Here is a 20,931-nt window from a genome sequence, read left to right as displayed (position 1 = left end):
GCATCATTGGGAAGTCTCTTTCTAATAGGGGGTCGACAACAAAAGGTCAAGTCTTTTATAAAACCTTTTTCATATCTTACTGGCTCATTCTTCATCTTTTTCCTCAATAAGGCGTGCAAATTCCACCAAAAAGCGTACAAAATGTTTTTTTTAAATACATACCATGTTAGAATAAAAATCTATTGTCCCGAAAGGAAGCATAAATCATGAGCAAAAAAGAGCCCCCCATGACAAAGCTTCAGGAAGATTCTTGCTGTTTTTCTTCTTTTTTGTTTGGGACTTTATGTATTTGTTTTTTTCTTCTCTTCAGTGCATTAGGTATATGGCAAGTACAACGGTTAAACTGGAAAACAAATCTCATCACCAGTGCCAATCAGCGCATTCATTTGCCCCCCATAAAAGCCCCCCCAAAAAATCAATGGTCAGATGTTACTTTTGAAAAAAACGAATATCAACCTGTTGTTACCACAGGAAAATTTTTAACAGATAAAAATATTTTAGTCACTGCTGCCGCTCAAAATACTACAGGCTATTGGGTTTTGACTCCTTTACAAACGGCTGATAATACACTGATCTTTATCAACCGTGGCTTTATCCCCATGGATGAACGTAACAATTTTCAAAACTCAGAGCAATCGCATACAAATGCCTCATCTCAGCAAAATTCGACCACAGACACAGAACAAACAACAATTATAGGTTTATTACGCATGAGTGAAAAAAATGGTTTTTTTCCGCGTAAAAATAATCCTGACAAAAATTTATGGTATACGCGCGATCTCCCCGCTATGGCACAAAAACTTGGTTTATCCACTGTTGCCCCCTATTTCATTGATGCCAGAAAAACATCTCCACAAGCAAACCTTCCCGTCGTTGGTCTTACGATTGTCCATTTTCGAAATAATCATCTCGTTTATGCAATCACGTGGTTTATTTTAGCTGCTGGTGTGTTAGGAGCTTTTCTTTTTCTGCTACGGCAAAAAAACTAAAAAAAGACCTCTTCCATCTCAAGTAACAGAAATTTTTAGAATCTTGGAAACTGATAAAGAGAACAGAATCTACTAACTTGCGCCTTTGTTAAATAGAGATCATAGGCATACAATGGACTTTATACCATCCACAAAAGATTTACGCGACACTCTTCAAAAAACCATCATAAAACGAGGGATGATTCATTAAAAATGTAATGCCCAAAAATGTGAAACAATGCATTATCTCCACTCTTAAAAAAAATTCATTCTAAAAAAACATTGTCATAAACGCTTTTGAAAAACATACAGCCAAATTTAAAAATGATAGGAAAGATAGGCACTCATTTTTGCCTTTATAATTTTATATTCTTGCTTCATTAGATTGTTTCCCATTTCAGAGATCACTCCAATTGATATACGCAATACTTTCGCCTTCATCTAGTATAAAAGCTAATATAGCAGAGAACATACGGATGCATTTTTTGTTTCAAAATTGCTATGAAGATGAGATGTTGAGTTACTAAGCAACAAAAAAACATTTAATGTCTCAATGATACTTTTACACCTACCACCACACCTCAAATGAGAGTGTTTTTACAGGATAATAAAAAAGGTGAGTCATCCTATATTCTAAAAAGACAGTTTATCCTTTCAGTGTATTTTGCTAAAGGCTTATGCTATAAATGTATAAGCGTGTTTTACTAGAATTTTAACTTTTTCATTTTTAAGGCTTCTGTTATGGGTGTTGTTGCCAAAAATTTTCCCATACCTGATCTTCATCGGGTTCGTCGTGTTCTCTTTTCTGTGTCTGATAAAACGGGTGTAGTTGCTTTTGCACAAGCCCTCCATGCTACTTACAATGTTGAATTGATTTCAACAGGGGGAACAGCCAAAACCCTCATAGCAGCTGGTTTACCCGTAAAAGATGTTGCTGAAGTTACCGGATTTCCTGAGATAATGGATGGGCGTGTAAAAACACTCCATCCTTTGATTCATGGTGCTTTGTTAGGGGTAAGAGAAGATCCTAGCCATAGGGAAGCTATGGAAAAGAACAGCATTAATGGAATTGATCTTTTGGTGGTGAATCTTTATCCTTTTGAAGAGACGATCTTATCGGGAGCCGATGGGCAAACGATTCTTGAAAATATTGATATCGGTGGACCAGCGATGATTCGCGCCGGGGCAAAGAATTATGCTTATACTGGTGTTGTAACAGCGATAAAGGATTATGATTCGATTCTAGCTGAATTAAAGCAGCATAATGGATGTTTAAGCTTATCTATGCGTCGTCAGCTAGCAATGCACGCTTATGCACACACCGCTGCTTATGATACGGCAATAGCATCGTGGTTTGCGCGGGATTTAAAAATTGAAATTCCATCGTGGCAGAGTTTTTCTGGTCATCTTGAAAATGTTATGCGCTATGGAGAAAATCCACATCAACAAGCAGCATTTTATCGCAATAATGAAAAACGTTTTGGTATTGCAACAGCAAAACTTTTACAAGGCAAAGCGCTTTCTTATAACAATCTGAATGATACAGATGCAGCCTTTGAGCTTGTGGCAGAATTTGATCCGCAAAAAACCGCTGCTGTCGCTCTTATTAAACATGCCAATCCTTGTGGTGTTGCGGAGGGAAAAAATTTGAAAGAAGCTTATTTGAAAGCTCTTATGTGTGATAATGTATCGGCATTTGGTGGAATTGTTGCTTTAAATCAAACCCTTGATGAGGAATGTGCTGAAGAGATTGTTAAAATTTTCACAGAAGTGATTATTGCTCCTGATGCCACAATGGCGGCACGTGAAATTATTGCCAAGAAAAAAAATCTTCGTTTGCTCATTACAGGTGGAGTTCCTGATCCACGCTGTGGAGGACTTCTTGCGAAAACACTTGCAGGAGGCATTTTAGTGCAATCGCGTGATAACGTGGTGGTTGATGATCTTAAATTGCAAGTAGTGACAAAGCGGGCACCAACTCAAGATGAAATGCGTGATCTTCAGTTTGCTTTTCGTGTAGCAAAACACGTTAAATCAAATGCTATTGTATACGCGAAAAATAGCGCAACAGTTGGAATTGGAGCCGGACAAATGAGCCGCATCGATTCAGCAAAAATTGCTGCAAGTAAAGCAGCAGAAAGTGCGCAAAGAGCAGGCTTAACAGAAACTCTCACAAAAGGATCGGTTGTTGCATCAGATGCATTTTTTCCTTTTGCAGATGGTTTATTAGCAGCAGCTGAAGCAGGAGCAACAGCAGTTATTCAACCAGGAGGCTCCATGCGTGATGAAGAAGTTATCACTGCTGCTGATGCGCAGGGTTTAGCGATGGTTTTCACAGGAACACGACACTTCCGCCATTAATAATTTTGCTGATTCTCTCTATTATATGAGACAAATGTTTCAAGGAATTGTTCATAATCATCGTATGACTATTGATAACTGTTGAAATGGAAGCAGTTATTCAATCCAAAGAATCTATTCGGGAAGAAGTTTATCACCACAGAAAATACACATAATTTAACCATTGTTTAGGGATAAGATACTGTTGTTGTTAATATTTTTAATTGTTTCCCTTTCACATGAGAAAAATATTAAAAGGATATTATCTTGTATGTAGATGCATACCTGTTATGATATTATAACACAACTATTTTTAGTAATATGCTCTATTCTTAAACCAAAGAGTGAAATGAAAAGTTTGAGTAGAGGATATGAATATTCTACGTTTTTATAGTAATTGGCGCCGTTATCGTCGAACCGTTAATGCATTAAGTTGTCTTTCAACATATGAACTCAGCGATCTTGGAATTTGTCGCGGTGATATTGATTCGATTGCACGACGTTATTCGCGTAAATCTTTATAAAAGTTGTTTGAAGCATTTGAGAGAGTGCTTTGCTATAAAAAAGCGCGCATTTTGTGGTTTTTTATTATGACTTCATTTTTAGTAAATAACAAAGAGTAGAAGGGGTATTTTTCTCGGGCGTTGCTATATATTGTTTCTCGAATTCTCAGTACTTATATGATGTACAACATTTGATTTATAATGATAATTTAGCGTTATTCATATTGAATTAGAATCCCGAATACCATAAGATTCTCTCATTTAAAATCTATGTATGTTGAATCAACCAAAACTATTCGCTTGCACGTTACAAGCGGAGGATTCTGTGTAAATAAAAGCTATTAAGAAAAGGCTAAAAATGCCTCTTATGAATCATCTCTAATGCCAAGAACTGTTACAAACATTGGACACTAATAAATAGTGTGATGGTGCCGGATTTCTCCTTCATAAGCGTAAATATGGGAGTGCTTCATGGGTTTACCGTTATACCCATCACGGGCATCGTCGCGAAATAGGTTTGGAAGTGTTAAGGGATTTTTCTTTAATATAAGTCCGTGAATATGCAATAAATAGCGCTCTGTTTTTCGTGAGGAACGTAACCCTATAATGCAACTCTCTCAGAGATAAATATTAATCCCAACAGCACACTTAAGAACTTATAGAAGATAAGCAACAGCTTTATTTTCTCTCCACATCTTTAAAGAATGAAGATCATTAACCAGTACTCATCTGTCAACAATGGTCTATCAAAAACTCTTTTTTCGAGAGCCAATCCCTCTTAGCATCACCTCATGAGATTCTACGAGCAAACCTTGCCTAAAAACATCCAACCTATACTCTAATAAAATGCTTCATGTATAAAATTTATATGATCTTCAAATTTTGAGAATATTACCACAATAAACGATGATGTTTTGCGACACGCAAAATAAAACGCAATATACTATGGATTGGAATAATGTTCTGATTTTTTATCAAACGCTTTACGGATAAAACGCCAACGAACTTTTTCCTGAAATGCAGGACGAAAATATAAAACAATCTGTTGTGTCCGCTGTGGACCTGTTAATTCTGCAAAATCAATCGAATCTTCAAGACAAATATCTGCGTCAGGCGATACAAAATACCATACTTGTTCGCTCTTCACGTTCTCGTTCTTTGCAGCTAAATACACACGTTTGCCATCATAGTTAACTTCAACTTGTGGATGAAGATGAAACCGAACAGCAACATGATCTTGTTCATTTTGCACACTCTTGTGCCTCTTTCCCACTTTATTTGGCATAAAAAAGCGATCAAAACCTTCGATCATATCTCCATTTTTCGCCAAAATAAGACCACGCTCATGAATAAGATTAAAGGGTCGCACATAACCATTATGACTCGCAATAAAACCCGTCTTCTCTGCATCCTCTATACGACGCACTTGAACATCTGTTGGTCCATCAAACAAAAATGGCGCGCCATTTTTCTTTTTCTGATAAAAAGCACCCACTGAACAATCATTAAGCGTAGCTGTTGAATGTGCTGCAGTAACACGCCCTAAATGTCGATAATCTTCCCGACCATCAGGATTAACACCGGTATTGATAATAAAACGGTGCCCTTGTGAAGACATTTCAAAAGACAAACACCCCGAACAGGCCTGCTGTGCTACAAAGCGGGGTGGAAACTTTCCTGTATCTGCAAGCACTGTTGTTTGATTGGCTTTTAAGCGCTGAAATCCTGAATAACGGGCATAACTAAAAGGATGCCCTCCTGTTTCATCAAGCTCCAAAAGGGACGATAACCGTTCCGACACAAGGGGACCAACCCCATTAAAATGGGCCAACGTTTGATCCTCATGGATAAAGAATCGTAAAGCTGGCAACATACGCTCAACAGAATCAATCAAAATACGTGGTGCTGTTTCGTTGCTACGCATAAAAAGATACCGTAACGACAATAAATCCGATAACAAATTCAGCAAAATAACAGGACTACGGGAAATATGCCCACCATCAACTAGGATTTGACGGGAAAGCTCTTTTATAAGTGTGGTTTGTACCTTTTTTTTCACTGCCACAGAAACAGGCAAAGCTAGAGATGCGAACGTCAAAGCCGCTGCTGCTTGTAAACGTTGGTCATCATGCTCCATACTGCAAATTGTTACGCGCAAATAACGAAATTGCAAACCAAGCGCACGTAAAAAGCGTTTTTCAAACCGCTCACTTGCTCCTTCTAACAACATTTTCGAATGACAAATCCATGAAATCAAGCGCCGCGCCACAACAGGACTACTCCAAGCAAGCCCTTTTACCTTCTTGCCAGCATGGTCAAACCAATCTTCTAAAAGGGAGCGTGCATGTGCAGAAGCTAAATCACTTCCTGCTGCCTCCATATGGCGCAACCAATGAAAATCATGTAGAGCCGCTTCCCATTCCAGCGTTGGTGGAACCAATGAAAACGGCGAAACAGCACCAGAATGAACAATGTGACCAGCAAAAGCAAAACGACCATGGTAAAATTCATGCGCCATCATAGGATCAGCCACATGCAAATCCATGGGATGCGCTAAAATTTTATGAGGACGAAACCCTGAAAACCGCCAACGAAACAATGGTCCAACCCATAAACGCCGCATAACATTCTGTATCGTATCGATACAGGCCGCCACTTTTACCTGAGGAGCTTTTACCGCAACCGCCAAAATTTCATCTCCATTTATGCTGAATCAAATACAATTTCGACCATTTTTGTAAATGAAGCGTTAATTAAGCAATTTTTCGTAAGCGCGCAGCAAAAAAACCATCCATTCCTAAAAATGCGGTTTTCTCAGCATCAAAATTTTTATGACAAAAATCCGCAGGCGTTGTCCGTAACATCCCCTCACAAAGCAAATGTTCCAGTGCTCCTATTTCCTCTGGATAAATAGGGTCTAAAACAATGTCATTGCGTGTCGATAAAATTTTTTCAATAAGATCTTCACCTTCTTCTCTTGCCAATGAACAATTGGAAAAAACAATCCGCCCCCCCACCTTCACCAAAGAAATTGCTGCGACAAGCAAATCATATTGCAACGCCGCTAACTTGACGATATCATCCCTCGATTTCGTCCATAAAATATCTGGGTGACGACGGATTGTCCCTGTAGAGGAACAAGGAGCATCGAGAAGAACGGCATCAAAAAGCTGTGTGGGATAGAAATTTCTCACATCGCCCTGCCAAATGTGAACTGAAAAATGAAGCCGTTCCATATTTTCTTTTAAACGCTTTACGCGGTTAGCAGAAAGCTCAATTGCTGTCACCTCTGCCCCCTGCAAAGCCAATTGTGCTGTTTTCCCCCCAGGGCTCGCACAAAGATCAGCAACGCGTTTACCCTCAATACTCTCAAGTAAACAAGCAGGCAAAGCTGCTGCAAAATCTTGAACCCACCAAGACCCTTCACGATAGCCTGGTAAATCAGAAACAGAACACTCCAGACGATTCAATCGAACAGAACCATTGGGCAATACCACACCACCAAGCCTTTCAGCCCATCCACCACTATCAGATTTCACTGTCAAATCGAAAGGAGGTTCCACACTTTGAATTGCGATAATCTGATGTGCCTTTTCTGTTCCATAAGTTGATATTAAAAGCTGTCCAAACCACGCTGGAACACCTTCAATGGTAGGAACTTGTTGGCGTAAAGGCTCTGCCTCACGCACAACATTGCGCAAAAGAGCATTCACCACCCCTGAAAAACGGCGCATACGAGGATCAAGTTTCGCCACACGCACAGCTAAATCAATAGCCGCATGATCGGGAATATCCAGATAAAGAATTTGTGCAACACTGATATGCAAAAGATGCTGAAGTGAAAGTGCTTGTGAAGGCAAAGAACGCGCCAAAAAGCGTGAGAGAGACGCCATAATCTGCCCTCGATGACGCAATGAAGCTGTTAAAATAGCCCGACATAACAAACGATCTCGTTGTGAAAGTTTTAAATATTGTGGATGTCCGTGTTCATTATCTGTCAAACCAGAAAGAGGCGTGTGCTTATCAACTACCGCCCCTAAAAGACGTACACACACCTGCCGAACAGCTAATCCTGGAACATTTTTTTCAGACACATGCCCCGCTTTTTTGTGTTTCAAAACACCACCTTTATATCACAGTTTTCTCAAGAGCTCCCTCAATAATTCTATGAACGAGATCTTTTTGAATTTTCATAACGAAGCCAAGAAGGACGTTTTGTAACACGCTGAAAAGAACTGTTTTCTTGCTCACCTAATACATGAGCCTGACCACTATGAAAATCTCCATAATTCATCCCGCTGCTTTTTTCATGTATAGCGTCTTCTTTATTCCATCCCACACTTTTTGTAAGAGCCCCTTTCATCTCTTCTGCTTGCCGATAAAGAGCAGCAATACGATTCGCAGTTGCTGGATGTGTCGAAAAAAGACTATCCGCTCCCTCACCGCTCAAAGGATTAATAATAAACAGATGCGCGGTTGCTGGATTATGCTCTGCTTCTTCATTATATACCCCACGTCCCCCATCAGCAATCTTACGCAATGCCGAAGCCAACCATAAAGGATTACCACATATTTCAGCCCCTCTCCGATCCGCAGCATATTCACGTGTACGACTAATCGCCATTTGCACCAGCATCGCTGCAAAAGGTGCCACAAGCAGTGCAATAAATCCTCCAATTGCCCCAGCGCCATGAGAATCTTCTGAAGAGTTACGCGGTCCTCCCATAAAGAAAGCAAAATTACCAAGCATTGAAATTGCCCCTGCAATCGTTGCTGTTAGAGTCATTGTTAAGGTATCACGATGCTCAATGTGTGCGAGCTCATGCGCCATAACGCCGGCAATTTCCTCTGAACTCAACCGCTCTAACAATCCAGTACTTGCAGCAACAGCAGCATTTTGCGGATTACGTCCCGTCGCAAAAGCATTTGGCTGTGCATTCTCAATAACATAAACCTTTGGTTGAGGAAGAGAAGCCCTTTGCGCTAAATCGCTTACAATCTTATAATAAACTGGTGCTGAATGCTGATCAACTTCACGCGCCCCGTACATGCGTAAAACGATTTTATCCGAATTCCAATAAGAAAAAAAGTTTAAACCACTTGCCATCAAAAGAGCAATGACCATGCCACCACCCCCTCCAACAAGATAACCAACTCCCATAAAGAGAGCAGTTAAAAAAGCCAAAAGCATAGCTGTACGCATTATATTCATTACTCAAAAAACTCCATGATAAAAGTCAATCAATACTATATGATGGTGTTTTCTTTCTGCTTCTTCAATGGAATAGGTGTAAAATGAATAAAAAAGATGAGAAAACAAGCAAAAAAAATGCAACTGTCATTAAACAGCAATCTCTTTCTCCCGCAGCACAACGCGCCCTTAAAGAAGCTAAAGAAAGACGAAAACGCGCAACAAAAAAAGAACAACCTTTAGAAAACGGCGGACGCGGCGGCAAAGATCCTTCCCGCTATGGAGACTGGGAAATTAAAGGCCGCGCTATTGACTTTTAAAACTATTGATTTTTAAAAAACCAGCGCTGTTTAAACAAGCAGCTTTTTAAAGAAAATCCGTTTTTGTCTATCAAAAACGGATAATATTTACTTTTCTAAGCTTTTAAAGACACGTCGATTAAACAATCACGCTTCTTATGCTGAGGCAGATTCTGCTTCCGCCGCTGCCGCTGCTTCTTCTGCCGCTTGCTTTGCTGCTGCTATACGTTCTTGTGCTTTTTTACCCGGTTCACCTTTATGTGGATTATTACGGGTTGGACGCTTTTTCAAGCCAGCTGCATCTAAAAACCGCAAAACGCGATCTGTTGGTTGTGCCCCTTGCCCAAGCCAATATTGGATACGCTCTTCATTAAGTTTTACCCTCGGTCCATCTTTAGGCAACATTGGATCCCATGCACCAACACGTTCAAGAAACCGCCCATCGCGCGGACTACGAACATCTGCAACGACGATATGATAGTAAGGACGTTTTTTTGAACCTCCACGGGACAAACGAATTTTCAATGCCATATTTTATCTCCTATTGTCAGCTCTGGCTTTCGTTTAAATTAACTTTTTTTGTTTTTTGCTCTTCAGCAATAACTTCATGATGATGCACAACTTCTTTAATAATAAACTTTAAAAATCTTTCAGCAAAATCAGGATCAAGATGACTATCTATAGCCAATTGCCGCAAACGCGCTACCTGATACTGCTCGCGCAGAGGATCTACTTTAGGCAAATCATAACGCGCTTTTAAGCGCCCAACAGCTTTTGTACAACGAAAACGCTCTGCTAAAATATGAATCAAAGTTGCATCAAAATTATCAATAGATGCTCGTAAATGTGCCAATTCGTTTAATACTGTTTCCTGCATCATATTCCTTTCCCTCTTTACATCTTATTTTTTCTTAGGATGCTGAGGAAATTTTCCCCTATCGGCCATGCCATTGGAAAAACTAGGAAATGTAGGTCCACGCTTAGGAAGTCCGGGCAATAGCTTCCCTCCATTACCATTTTCAATTTGCTTTTGAAGTGTTGAGAATTGCTTTGGATCCAATCCCGACAAATCAGGCATAGCTGGAGAATTCCCCCCCAAATTTCCCACACCACCAAAACCCATTTTGGAACCAAGTCCTCCCAACATTTTTCCCATCAAACCACTTTTTCCTTTACCACCCATAGCTTTTATCATATCAGCCATTTGGCGATACATTTTCAAAAGTTTATTAATATCAGCTGCCGTTGTACCAGATCCCTTAGCAATTCGTTGTTTGCGGCTATGTTTTAAAAGCTCTGGATTCGCCCGCTCTTGCGGTGTCATAGATGAAATAATGGCCAATTGACGATCAAACAAACGATCATCAAGCCCCGCAGCCGCAATCTGCTCTTTGACCTTCCCCATTCCTGGCAACATGCCCATAATACCGCCCATTCCACCCAATTTTTTCATTTTCTGCAACTGTTCTGCAAGATCATTCAGATCAAATTTTCCAGCTTGCATTTTTTTTGCAAAAGCAGCAGCTTTCTCATGATCCATTGTTTCAGCAGCTTTTTCAACCAAAGAAACAATATCCCCCATTCCGAGAATACGATCAGCAATACGGCTGGGATGAAACTCTTCTAAAGCATCTATTTTTTCACCAATTCCAATTGCTTTAATTGGTTTACCTGTAACCGCACGCATAGAAAGAGCAGCGCCACCACGCCCATCACTATCCATACGTGTTAAAATAATCCCTGTAATCCCTACACGCTCATCAAAAGAACGAGCAAGATGAACGGCATCTTGCCCTGTCAAACTATCAGCCACCAACATAATTTCATGAGGAAGGGAACAGGCTTTAATTTCAGCCAATTCGAGCATCAAAGCTTCGTCAATATGATTACGTCCTGCTGTGTCAAGAAGAAGCACGTCATAACCACCCAATTTAGCAGCCTGCACGGCACGTGATGCAATATCAACAGGAAGCTGTCCCGCAATAATAGGCAAGCTTGCAAGTTTCGCCTGTTCTCCCAATTGGCGCAACTGCTCCTGTGCAGCGGGACGACGTGTATCTAACGACGCCATAAGAACTTTTTTATTGTGCTTATCAGTGAACCGTTTCGCAAGCTTTGCTGTTGTGGTTGTTTTTCCGGAACCTTGCAAACCAATCATCATGATAACAACTGGAGCTGGTGCATTTAAATCACTCAGAACGCTTTCATTTCCAAGAATATGAACCAATTCATCATGAACAATTTTAACCACCATCTGGCCTGGTTTAATTGATTTAACGATTTCGGCCCCAACAGCTTTTTCCCGAACCCTATCGGTAAAAGAGCGTACAACATCAAGAGCAACATCCGCTTCCAATAAAGCGCGACGAATTTCACGCAGCGCCTCTGCAACATCCTGATCCGATAAAGCGCCACGTCCCGTCAAATGAGACAGGATAGAACCAAGTCGCTCTTGCAAGGATTCAAACATCATTTACCTCATTGTTGCATAACAAACAAACCAAAATAGCATCCGAGAACGCATCGCGCCATCGGATGTTGACCTCTGAGATCTCTTTATACCCTTAAACTGGGGTCTCAGTCGGTGGCTCCAAGTTAATTTTGTCACTGAAAGCTTGCTCCTTCAAACAATAAAACCCCAGCTTTGTCAAGTTTTATCATAAAATGTCTTTTTATACGAAGAAATAAAAACAGCAAACACTATACTTCAAAACTTTCAACTTCAACCCGCATAAAACAACCTGTTTCCTGTTCCATACTCCATAATTTCCCGCTAGAGATATCAAACCAAACCCCGTGCAATGTCAAAAAACCTTGATCTTTGCGAAGCTTTATCCACGGAAACGTCTCTAAATTTCTCAACGAATGGCGAATAGAAAGCTGCTCTAATGCCGTCTGTTTTTCTGGCCAAGACAGCGACTTATTATTCAAAACGATTTCTGCTGCTGGTGCTAAAAGACTTATCCATTGACCAATAAAATCATTTGATGATAAAGATTTACATGTCTCCTTAAGAGCAGTACGAATGCCTCCACAATGGGCATGACCAAAAACGACAATATGTTTCACCTCGAGCAATTGCACAGCATATTCAAGAGCTGCTGATGTTGCGTGGTATTGGTCATCAGGAGAAAAAGGAGGAACCACATTTGCCACGTTGCGCAAGGTGAAAATTTCCCCTGGCTTAGCATCAAAAATCATTTCTGGCACTGCACGCGAATCACAACAAGCAATGACCAAAACTTCCGGTTTCTGCCCTTCAATCGCCAATTGCTGATAATGTGCTATTTTATATAAAAAATGATTGTTTATAAAATTTTGGTAACCACTTAAAAGCCTTGCTGGTAAACGCGCCATTCTCTCTTTACTTCTGCTTCTTTTTTTACTTTCATTTTGTATATTTAAAAAAACAAACTATTAACATACAAAAATACTAAAAATGCCCTTTCTCTGACGCAAAATATTTCTTTAAAGTACAAACTATTACTAAAAAATAGCAAAAACAAACTCATTCTTTCCAAATAAAGAGCTGTTTTCTTCAGGAAGAAGGTGTTACAGTATACAAAAATATGATGGTCTGCTTTAAAAAAGAGAAGGCCCCTAAGAGCAAAAAGGGAGAGTGGATGTGTTGCAACCAAAAAAAACAGAGACAAAAAACACCCAAGATAAAATAGAACAAATCCTTTTTGCTCAAACCGATGAAGAAGATATTGTTTATTACGAAAATAAAGAACTTCAAAAAGCCGCAGCCGTCGCAGTAAAAGCTTTTAATCTCCACCAGACGGGAAAAAATACTATCTACTTTGAACAAAATTTGACCCGTAATAACAAGCCTATAACCGCTATCACGCTTGTCAATGATAACAAACCCTTTCTTCTCGATTCTATTTTAAATGTTTTCAATCAACACAAAAACCATATCTATTTGATTGCGCACCCTATTCTTGATTGTGCTTCTGGAAAACGCATCAGTCTGATGCAAATTCACATCGAGTCATTAAACAAACAGCAAATACAAAAACTTGAAAATGAACTCACCTTAGTTCTTGAACAGGTTAATGCTGCTGTACAAGACTGGAAGCCTATGCTTGAAGAAGTTAAAAAGCATATTCATGCCTACCAAATAAATCTTCCCCCGCACTACAAACAAGAAGGCGAAAAAGCTATTGAATTTCTTCACTGGCTAATGGACGATAATTTCATTTTCCTTGGTATGCGCACCTACAACTTCATCAAAGACCAAAAACCCCTAAAATCCTTTACAGCAAGTAATATTGAACTTGGTATACTCACGGATGCTTCTATTCATATTGTTGACGATGAAAGTATGAAAGAACCTCCTCAAGAAGTTTTATCCTTCATGGAAAGCGATAATCTGTTTATCGTGACAAAAGCTAACAGCCGCTCCAAAATTCACCGTTCTGTCTGGCTCGATTATATTGGTCTTAAAATCTTTGATAAAGAAAAACAACTCTGTGGAGAATTACGCATTGTAGGGCTTTTTACCTCCTCAGCTTATACACGTTCTATTTTGCAAATTCCTTTCTTAAAAGAAAAAGCCCAAACTATTATTCAACGTCTTGGACACAATCACGCGGATTATTCAGGAAAAGCACTCATCAGTGCTTTAGAAACCTATCCAAGAGATGAAATGTTTCGCTCTGATGTTGATACATTGACAGAAAACACTAAACTTATTCTACAATTAGATGAGCGCCCACGTTTACGGGTTCTTGCCCACACTGATTCTTTTGGGCGCTTTGTTTCTATCCTTGTCTACGTACCGCGTGACCAATATAGCAGCAGCCTGCGTGAAAAAGTTGGCGAACATTTTGTTGAGCTCTATAAAGGCGACTTTTTTGAATCTTATCCGCTATTTTTGGAAAGCACCCTTATACGTGTCTATTATATCATCCATCGCAAAGGAAACGAAACTGTTCCCCTTCACGAGCGCTCCACACTTGAACAACATGTACGTTCGATTGCACGAAGTTGGGAAGACAGCGTTCAAGCCATCGCTCTTGCCCAGAAAACAACAGAGCAACAAACACGTTTAGCCAGCGAATTTCCCAACAGCTATCGTGATTTATTTTCAGCTGAAGACGCTATTAACGATGCCGGACATATTTTAAATCTTCATGATGAGAAGCCGCTTTTCGTGAATTTTTATCACGCACAAAACAAAGAAAAACGTACCATTTCTCTTCGGCTTTTTCACCGCCATGAAGCTCTTGCCCTTTCCAAACGTGTACCACTCCTTGAAAACATGGGGTTTCGCGTTATTGCCGAACAAACCCTTGAATTACCAGATGGCTATGGGCACTCTGTGTATCTTCATGATATGCAGCTGGAAAGCACTTTCCAGCTCTGTATCAATTTTGAAAAAAACGGTCAAAAACACGCCGAAACCTTTGAGGCCATTTGGGCACAAAATGCTGATAATGACGCCTTTAATGCGCTCACCCAAACAGCTGAACTTGATTGGTATGAAATTGTTATTTTGCGCCATTATGGGCGCTATCTCCAGCAAGCTGGTATTCCTTATTCGCAAGATCGCGTTGCCCAAACTTTAAATGCTTATCCTGACATTACCCAAGATCTTTATGCTTTATTTCATTTAAAATTTCACCAAAGCCATACAGAAAAAGAACGGAAAAAAAACCAACAGATTATTCAAAAGCGTATTGGAGAAAAATTACAGAAAGTGTCTGGTTTAGATGATGATCTCATCTTACGCCGTTATTGCAACCTTATCGATGCGAGTTTACGAACGAATGCCTTTACGCCTCTTGACGATGGAAGTCCACGGCGTATTTTAGCCACTAAATTAAATCCGCGCCAAATTGAGGGGTTGCCTGAACCACGCCCTTACCGAGAAATTTTTGTTTATGGACCGGAAGTTGAAGGGGTGCATTTGCGTTTTGGACCTATCGCTCGTGGCGGTATTCGTTGGTCTGACCGTGCATTAGATTATCGCACCGAAGTCCTCAGCTTAGTCAAAGCCCAACAAGTTAAAAATGCGGTTATCGTTCCTGCAGGTGCAAAAGGTGGTTTCTATCCCCATCGGCTTCCCCAAACAAATGACCGTGCTCTCATCGTAGAAGCAGCACGACAAGCTTATACAGACTTTATCACAGCTTTGCTCTCCATCACAGACAATCTGATTAACGGAAAAATCAGTTCTCCCCCCAATGTTATCTGTCATGATGACCCTGACCCCTATTTTGTTGTCGCAGCAGACAAAGGAACAGCAACTTTTTCTGATACCGCCAACGCCATCAGCCAAGCAAATCACTTTTGGCTCGATGATGCTTTTGCCTCTGGAGGCTCAGCAGGTTACGACCACAAAGCCATTGGTATTACAGCCAAAGGTGCATGGGAAGCTGTCAAAAGACATTTTAGAGAAACATTTGATCAGGATATTCAAACAACGCCCTTCACCTGTGTCGGTGTTGGAGACATGTCTGGCGATGTCTTTGGTAATGGGATGCTGCTTTCCAAACAAACAAAATTGATTGCTGCTTTTGATCACCGCGATATCTTTATTGATCCAGATCCAAGCATAGATGAAAGCTATGCAGAGCGTATGCGCCTTTTTAAACTTCCTCGCTCCAGCTGGCAAGATTACGATCAAAGCAAATTATCAAAGGGCGGCGGTATCTTCTCACGAAAAGAAAAAAACATTACTCTCTCACCTGAAGCAGCACAAGCCATTGGTTTTGAAAAACAAACAGGAACACCTTTTGAAATTATCTCTGCTCTTCTCAAAGCCCCTGTTGATCTTTTATGGTTCGGCGGCATTGGTACTTATATCCGCGCAGCAACAGAAAATGATGCCCAAGTAGGTGATCGTGCAAATGATGCAATACGCATTACCGGAGAGCAAGTGCGTGCAAAAATTATTGGCGAAGGGGCTAATCTTGGTGTTACACAACGTGGACGGATTGAATATGTCTTAAATGGTGGTCGATGCAATACGGATGCCATTGACAATTCTGCTGGTGTAAATTGTTCTGATATTGAGGTTAATCTCAAAATTGTTCTTGCATCAGCACTACGCGCCAAAACGTTAACCCGCGAAGAACGCAATAAGCTCTTGAAAAAAATGACCCCTCAAGTCGAACAACTTGTCTTGCGCAATAATTATCTACAACCCCTTGCTCTTTCTTTGGCGGAAAACCAAAGCACTACTGATTTACCCTATCAAATACGCTTTATGCACGATTTGGAACAAAAAAAGCTTCTAGATCGTAGAGTTGAAATACTCCCTGATGAGCAAATTTTACGACAAAGAACAACCCAAGGCAAAGGTCTTCTCCGTCCAGAACTCGCCGTTATTTTTGCATATGCTAAATTAACCTTAAAAGAAGAAATTGCTAATAGCCCCATTGTTGATGATCACTATTTCAATACAACCTTACTGAACTATTTTCCAACCCAAATTCAAGAAAATTTTAAGAAGGAAGTCATTAACCATCAATTGCGTCGCAATATTATAGCAACGCTGATTGCCAACGATATTGTAAATCGTGGAGGCCCCACTTTTGTTAATAGACTACACGATGCAACAGAACAAAAAGCTGAAAATATTATTCGCGTTTTCATTGCCATTCGCGATGGTTTTGAAATTCCTCAATTGTCTGAGCAAATTGATAAGCTTGATAATAAAATACCCGGCCTTGTCCAAAACAAATTATACGCAGCAATGACTTCAATGCTCTTTGAAACAACCAATTGGGGTTTACACAACATAGATCTCTCACGTCCATTAGAAGAAATTGTAAAAACAATAAAGCAAGCCCGTAGCGTTATTGAAAAAGAGCTTATGCATTCTCACGACAACGATATTAAGAAAAAGATTGAAGAAAAAGCATTACACTACAGCGAAGAGGGAGCACCAAAAGCATTAGCGAAACAATTAGCTCTCTTGGAAGCTGCTTCAACAATTTGTGATATTTCTTTAATTGCAAAAAAAAGCAACCGTGATCTTATTAAAACCGCAGAGATCTATTTTTCACTTGCGCAAATCATTCGTATAAACCGCATTAACGAAGCAAGTCGTATAATTCCTGTAGTAGATTATTATGATAGTATGGCTTTAAGCCAAGCCAAAGAAAATGTTTCTGAAAGCTTACGGCAAATCGTTATGAAAATCCTCAAAAATTATGGAAAGAAAAAAGATCCTTTTGACACTTGGAAAAAAACAGAAGAAGATCATATTCACAAAATTACAAACCACATTAGTGCCCTTATTGAAAATGACCTCAATATTTCTCGTTTTACTTTTGCAACAGGATTGATTTCTCAACTACAAAATACTGGCTTTAAAACCTAAAGCAAATACAAAACGACCCATTCAATCTCCCGTTCTATCCATTCATGACTAATCAGTAAGGGAAGAACGGAAGCGCTATTCCGCATTTTTAGACAAAGTACTTAAAATAAAAAATAAATTCAAATTTTTATGTTGAAGGAGAATCTGATATTCTAAGTTTGTCTCATTTCAAATCTGTTTATATTCAATCAATTAAACGCATTTCCCCTTGCATATTGCAAATGGGAAAACCTATAGGTAAAAAACATTAAAGAAAGAACTAAATGCCCCTCATAAACCGCCTCAAATGCCAAAAGCTGTAAAAATATTAGGAGTGGGTAAATATAAATATGATGATGCCCCCTCTAAGCTTCTTACTCCATAAGCGAAAAGATGGTGGTGCTTAATGACTTTATCATTATACCATTCATAGGCAACATCGTGAAATAAAAAATACTGAGAAATATTTTTTTAACAAATGCGTAAATATGCAATACAAATATATTCTGTTTTACGTGGAAGACATATGGCTTCATTAAAAAACATCAGAAACAAAAGGATATACAATCCATTATTTAAAAGATATGACTGTAACTGCTTTTGAAATGCGTAAAATCGAATAAAAAATGACAGTAAAAACGGACGTCCATTCTCCTCTTTACAACTTCATATTCTCATCCAACTAGGCTGTTTACCTATTTCAAAGGTCACTCTAAACAGACATATGCAATATGCTCAAAATTCCATACATAAAGAAAAAAGGTTCCTAACACGGCACCACACTACCTGTATAAAAAGGCAATTCAGCATACTTTAAAATGCCACTTTTTCCACACAAACACTGTTGCTATATGTAGTTTGACATAAGATTTTGTACTAAGTGAAAAGAGGTGGGATTAGTTAGGAGTAAGTGGTAATTTTTTATTTTTACAGCTATTTTTTACCATTAAATACGCATTTTGTTAAAATAGATTTTGACACTCTAAAATTGCAAAAAAGTGTGAAAATCAGAAAAAATCGAAATTTGGTGGTAAAAATGAAAAAAGGCTTGGGTACAAAACCTAAAGTGGAGCGAGACGACCAAGTTTTAAAAAACCTAATTTTACCCACCCATTGTTAATGAGCAAGGGAAGAACGGGAGCGCCATCGGCATTTTTAGGCAGTGCACCCAAAATAAAAAATAACGCTTGAAGATTATTGTCCTGCGCGGGAAATAAGCGCTGCAAAGTGTTAAGAAGCTTCATGGGCTGAATATGGACAAGTTCGAATTCTGCTGTCAAATATCCTTCTTCATCAAAAGAAAAAGGTCCACTAATACGTAACCCACCACCTGTATGAAAAGTCAATTCACCTTGCTTTAAAAGCCCACTTTTTCCATACAGTCGCTGTTGCCAATTTTTTCCTTCATCTTCAGACAAAAAAGAGATGTCATTTAAAATCACTTTCAAGTTGCCATCAATTTTTGGGACATCAACAAAAGAAGATGTAAAAACTAGAGAAACATCAAAACCGTCAAAAGTTATATTTCCCAATAAATCATTCTTTTCATGTTTCAAATCAAAGCGCAAAAATTCTGCCGTTATTTTTTGAGGCGTATCTTTTGTCTCTAACGGCTGAGTAATCACGTCATGCGTATTTTGCAAAGATGCCTGATCTTTTACATTTTCTTGTGTCGTTTTTTTATCTGTTGTTTGTGCTCCTAATGCTTCTTGAGGCTTTTGATCTTCAAGGGAAGAGGAAAGAGGTGAAATTTCAAGCCCTTCAGCTATAAACTTCAATGTTTTACCCGTTTTCCAATAAGGTTCTGTTTCAATAACCAAATTGCGCCAATGCGATACTATGGAAGTTTGTCCGGAAAAAACAATTGATGCAGGAGAATGAACATTAAACTCGACCAAATGAGGTGCATAAATTGGTGCACCAGCTGTCAAACGCCCCGTCGATACAGAAACCCCATGTAAAGGCCAAGAAAATTGAAAATTATCGCAAACAACACCGATACGTAAAGGATAACCATCCTTGCGCACATTCTCACATACCGCCGCCATATTATAGGAAGATGCTTTTGCAAATATACCAGAAACTTGGTTTTCTATTTTACGTGAAAAAAAAACCAGAGCGCGCTATAAATAAATATCAGAGCAAGACAAAAGAGCCCACAAATTAAATAGCTCAAAGAAAATCTCTTTTGTGATGACGATATTTGAAAGGATTTAGACAACATTAAAACTTTCTTTATCTCTTAACTTCCTCCCCACCCTAAAAAGGACAAAGATTCTTAACCACGGTCAGTTTATAAACAATCCAACTTTTTAATAGACCGGATTTTATCTACTGATCACTTCAAGGAGTTCCTATACATCGTTCTAAAGTACAGTATCTCATAAGTCCACCCACCAAGATCTTTTTAAGAAAATCCATTACACTTTCTAACAAAAAATACCTCATGTGTAAAGTTTTACATGAGTTTTCTATCTCTGCCTTAAACGATACTGTTTTACAGCACAACAAGAACGATAATGAATAGTGTTTCTAACACTCACACAAATGCGGTCGGTACACAAAAAATCTGTCGTAATGCACCTTCAAACCATTGGCTTAAAGCTTTATCATAAATTAAACGACCTTTCAAATGTGCACAAGCAGGTTGAGCACCTTTTTCAGTCAATTTATGTGCCGAACGCACGACTAACCGCCGCATCATAGCACGTGTAAACTCAGCATGAAATTGCAAACCCCATGCATTGTTTCCATAACGAAAAGCTTGTGTAGGATATGTATGCCCTGTTGCCAAAAGCATTGCCTCTTTCGGTAAATCATAAATACCTTCATCATGAAAATGATAGACCATTTCTGGCCAATTCATCAATTCCTTCCCTTGAGGGGTTGCTTCTAGTGGATACCAGCCGACTTCAACAGTCCCATCACTTCTTGTACCAACGCGCCCCCCTAGATTTCGCGCTAACATTTGTGCTCCAAGACAAATACCCAAAAAAGGCTTATTTTCCTTTAGTGATAACGAAATCCAATCAATTTCCTCACCAATATAGGCTTCGCTGTCATTCACACTCATCGGCCCCCCTAAAATAACAACACCGGCATAATGCTCTAATGTATCAGGGAGTTTTTGTCCAAAAATAGGACGATAAATATCAAGAACAAAACCATTTTGTTGTAAAAATTTTCCTAAACGACCAGTATAGGTAGACTGCCGATGAATAACAACAGCAATCCTTGGTTTCTTATTTTTTTGTTTTTTATCAAGACATCTCTGATTTAAAAACATTTTTTAATCAATCACCTCTGCAACTAAGCA

At 39.3% G+C, this 20,931-nt stretch carries 14 protein-coding genes; 5 read left to right on the top strand and 9 right to left on the bottom strand.

From position 1 onward, the window contains the following. Positions 1–206: 206 nt before the first annotated feature. From ACFIKO_RS06845 to ACFIKO_RS06835, 3 genes are all read left to right on the top strand, one after another. Positions 207–989, top strand: coding sequence for an SURF1 family protein (locus ACFIKO_RS06845; RefSeq protein WP_375619129.1), 783 nt, complete (start codon positions 207–209; stop codon positions 987–989). A gap of 720 nt (positions 990–1,709) precedes the next feature. Then, on the top strand, positions 1,710–3,329 hold the full coding sequence (gene purH / locus ACFIKO_RS06840) for a bifunctional phosphoribosylaminoimidazolecarboxamide formyltransferase/IMP cyclohydrolase (RefSeq protein ID WP_375619130.1): 1,620 nt from the start codon (positions 1,710–1,712) through the stop codon (positions 3,327–3,329). Positions 3,330–3,679: 350 nt separating this feature from the next. Then, on the top strand, positions 3,680–3,832 hold the full coding sequence (locus tag ACFIKO_RS06835) for a DUF1127 domain-containing protein (RefSeq protein ID WP_273787606.1): 153 nt from the start codon (positions 3,680–3,682) through the stop codon (positions 3,830–3,832). Positions 3,833–4,754: 922 nt separating this feature from the next. Here the strand turns inward: ACFIKO_RS06835 and ACFIKO_RS06830 are convergent. From ACFIKO_RS06830 to htpX, 3 genes are all read right to left on the bottom strand, one after another. Further along, a complete protein-coding gene (locus ACFIKO_RS06830; protein ID WP_375619131.1) occupies positions 4,755–6,500 on the bottom strand; it encodes a heparinase II/III family protein in 1,746 nt (581 codons plus the stop codon). Positions 6,501–6,564: 64 nt separating this feature from the next. Next, positions 6,565–7,929, bottom strand: a complete 1,365-nt coding sequence (locus ACFIKO_RS06825; protein WP_375673575.1) for an RsmB/NOP family class I SAM-dependent RNA methyltransferase — start codon at positions 7,927–7,929, stop codon at positions 6,565–6,567. 47 nt (positions 7,930–7,976) lie between these two features. Continuing rightward, a complete protein-coding gene (gene htpX / locus ACFIKO_RS06820) occupies positions 7,977–9,023 on the bottom strand; it encodes a zinc metalloprotease HtpX (protein WP_375619133.1) in 1,047 nt (348 codons plus the stop codon). 83 nt (positions 9,024–9,106) lie between these two features. Between htpX and ACFIKO_RS06815 the strand changes: the two genes are divergently transcribed. Further along, the gene (locus ACFIKO_RS06815; RefSeq protein WP_375619134.1) at positions 9,107–9,322 is read left to right on the top strand and encodes a DUF1674 domain-containing protein; all 216 of its coding nucleotides are present in this window, start codon (positions 9,107–9,109) and stop codon (positions 9,320–9,322) included. A 135-nt stretch (positions 9,323–9,457) separates the two neighbouring features. Here the strand turns inward: ACFIKO_RS06815 and rpsP are convergent, their stop codons facing one another. The 4 genes from rpsP to ACFIKO_RS06795 form a co-directional block, all read right to left on the bottom strand. After that, positions 9,458–9,832 carry a 30S ribosomal protein S16 gene (gene rpsP, locus ACFIKO_RS06810; protein WP_273787601.1) on the bottom strand — a complete coding sequence of 125 codons (375 nt, stop codon included), beginning with the start codon at positions 9,830–9,832 and terminating at the stop codon, positions 9,458–9,460. 16 nt (positions 9,833–9,848) lie between these two features. Further along, positions 9,849–10,178: a chorismate mutase gene (locus ACFIKO_RS06805; RefSeq protein WP_375619298.1), complete on the bottom strand. Its 330-nt coding sequence runs from the start codon at positions 10,176–10,178 to the stop codon at positions 9,849–9,851. A 24-nt stretch (positions 10,179–10,202) separates the two neighbouring features. After that, the gene (gene ffh, locus ACFIKO_RS06800; protein ID WP_375673580.1) at positions 10,203–11,771 is read right to left on the bottom strand and encodes a signal recognition particle protein; all 1,569 of its coding nucleotides are present in this window, start codon (positions 11,769–11,771) and stop codon (positions 10,203–10,205) included. Between the two features lie 230 nt (positions 11,772–12,001). Then, positions 12,002–12,658: a carbonic anhydrase gene (locus ACFIKO_RS06795; protein WP_208439374.1), complete on the bottom strand. Its 657-nt coding sequence runs from the start codon at positions 12,656–12,658 to the stop codon at positions 12,002–12,004. A 268-nt stretch (positions 12,659–12,926) separates the two neighbouring features. Here ACFIKO_RS06795 and ACFIKO_RS06790 point away from each other — a divergent pair, with 268 nt between their 5' ends. After that, positions 12,927–17,636 (top strand): NAD-glutamate dehydrogenase, encoded by a 4,710-nt coding sequence (locus tag ACFIKO_RS06790; protein ID WP_375673574.1) that lies wholly within the window; start codon positions 12,927–12,929, stop codon positions 17,634–17,636. A gap of 1,040 nt (positions 17,637–18,676) precedes the next feature. On the opposite strand, the gene ACFIKO_RS06785 is transcribed toward ACFIKO_RS06790, so the two are convergent. Next, positions 18,677–19,732 (bottom strand): DUF2125 domain-containing protein, encoded by a 1,056-nt coding sequence (locus ACFIKO_RS06785; protein ID WP_375619300.1) that lies wholly within the window; start codon positions 19,730–19,732, stop codon positions 18,677–18,679. Between the two features lie 422 nt (positions 19,733–20,154). Continuing rightward, positions 20,155–20,901, bottom strand: a complete 747-nt coding sequence (locus ACFIKO_RS06780; RefSeq protein WP_375619136.1) for a glutamine amidotransferase — start codon at positions 20,899–20,901, stop codon at positions 20,155–20,157. Positions 20,902–20,931 lie beyond the last annotated feature (30 nt).

The organism is Bartonella sp. TS82HLJMH, from assembly GCF_042193495.1.
GTDB lineage: Bacteria > Pseudomonadota > Alphaproteobacteria > Rhizobiales > Rhizobiaceae > Bartonella > Bartonella grahamii.
The sequence above is the reverse complement of the archived record's forward strand: the minus strand, read 5'-3'. Positions and strand labels throughout refer to the sequence as shown.

What these genes read in the sequence shown, in the direction of transcription:
- htpX (WP_375619133.1), bottom strand. Translation starts at nt 9,023, where the DNA reads ATGAATATAATGCGTACAGCTATGCTTTTGGCTTTTTTAACTGCTCTC.
- rpsP (WP_273787601.1), bottom strand. Translation starts at nt 9,832, where the DNA reads ATGGCATTGAAAATTCGTTTGTCCCGTGGAGGTTCAAAAAAACGTCCT.
- ACFIKO_RS06780 (WP_375619136.1), bottom strand. Translation starts at nt 20,901, where the DNA reads ATGTTTTTAAATCAGAGATGTCTTGATAAAAAACAAAAAAATAAGAAA.
- ffh (WP_375673580.1), bottom strand. Translation starts at nt 11,771, where the DNA reads ATGTTTGAATCCTTGCAAGAGCGACTTGGTTCTATCCTGTCTCATTTG.
- ACFIKO_RS06845 (WP_375619129.1), top strand. Translation starts at nt 207, where the DNA reads ATGAGCAAAAAAGAGCCCCCCATGACAAAGCTTCAGGAAGATTCTTGC.
- ACFIKO_RS06815 (WP_375619134.1), top strand. Translation starts at nt 9,107, where the DNA reads ATGAATAAAAAAGATGAGAAAACAAGCAAAAAAAATGCAACTGTCATT.
- ACFIKO_RS06835 (WP_273787606.1), top strand. Translation starts at nt 3,680, where the DNA reads ATGAATATTCTACGTTTTTATAGTAATTGGCGCCGTTATCGTCGAACC.
- purH (WP_375619130.1), top strand. Translation starts at nt 1,710, where the DNA reads ATGGGTGTTGTTGCCAAAAATTTTCCCATACCTGATCTTCATCGGGTT.
- ACFIKO_RS06795 (WP_208439374.1), bottom strand. Translation starts at nt 12,658, where the DNA reads ATGGCGCGTTTACCAGCAAGGCTTTTAAGTGGTTACCAAAATTTTATA.
- ACFIKO_RS06805 (WP_375619298.1), bottom strand. Translation starts at nt 10,178, where the DNA reads ATGCAGGAAACAGTATTAAACGAATTGGCACATTTACGAGCATCTATT.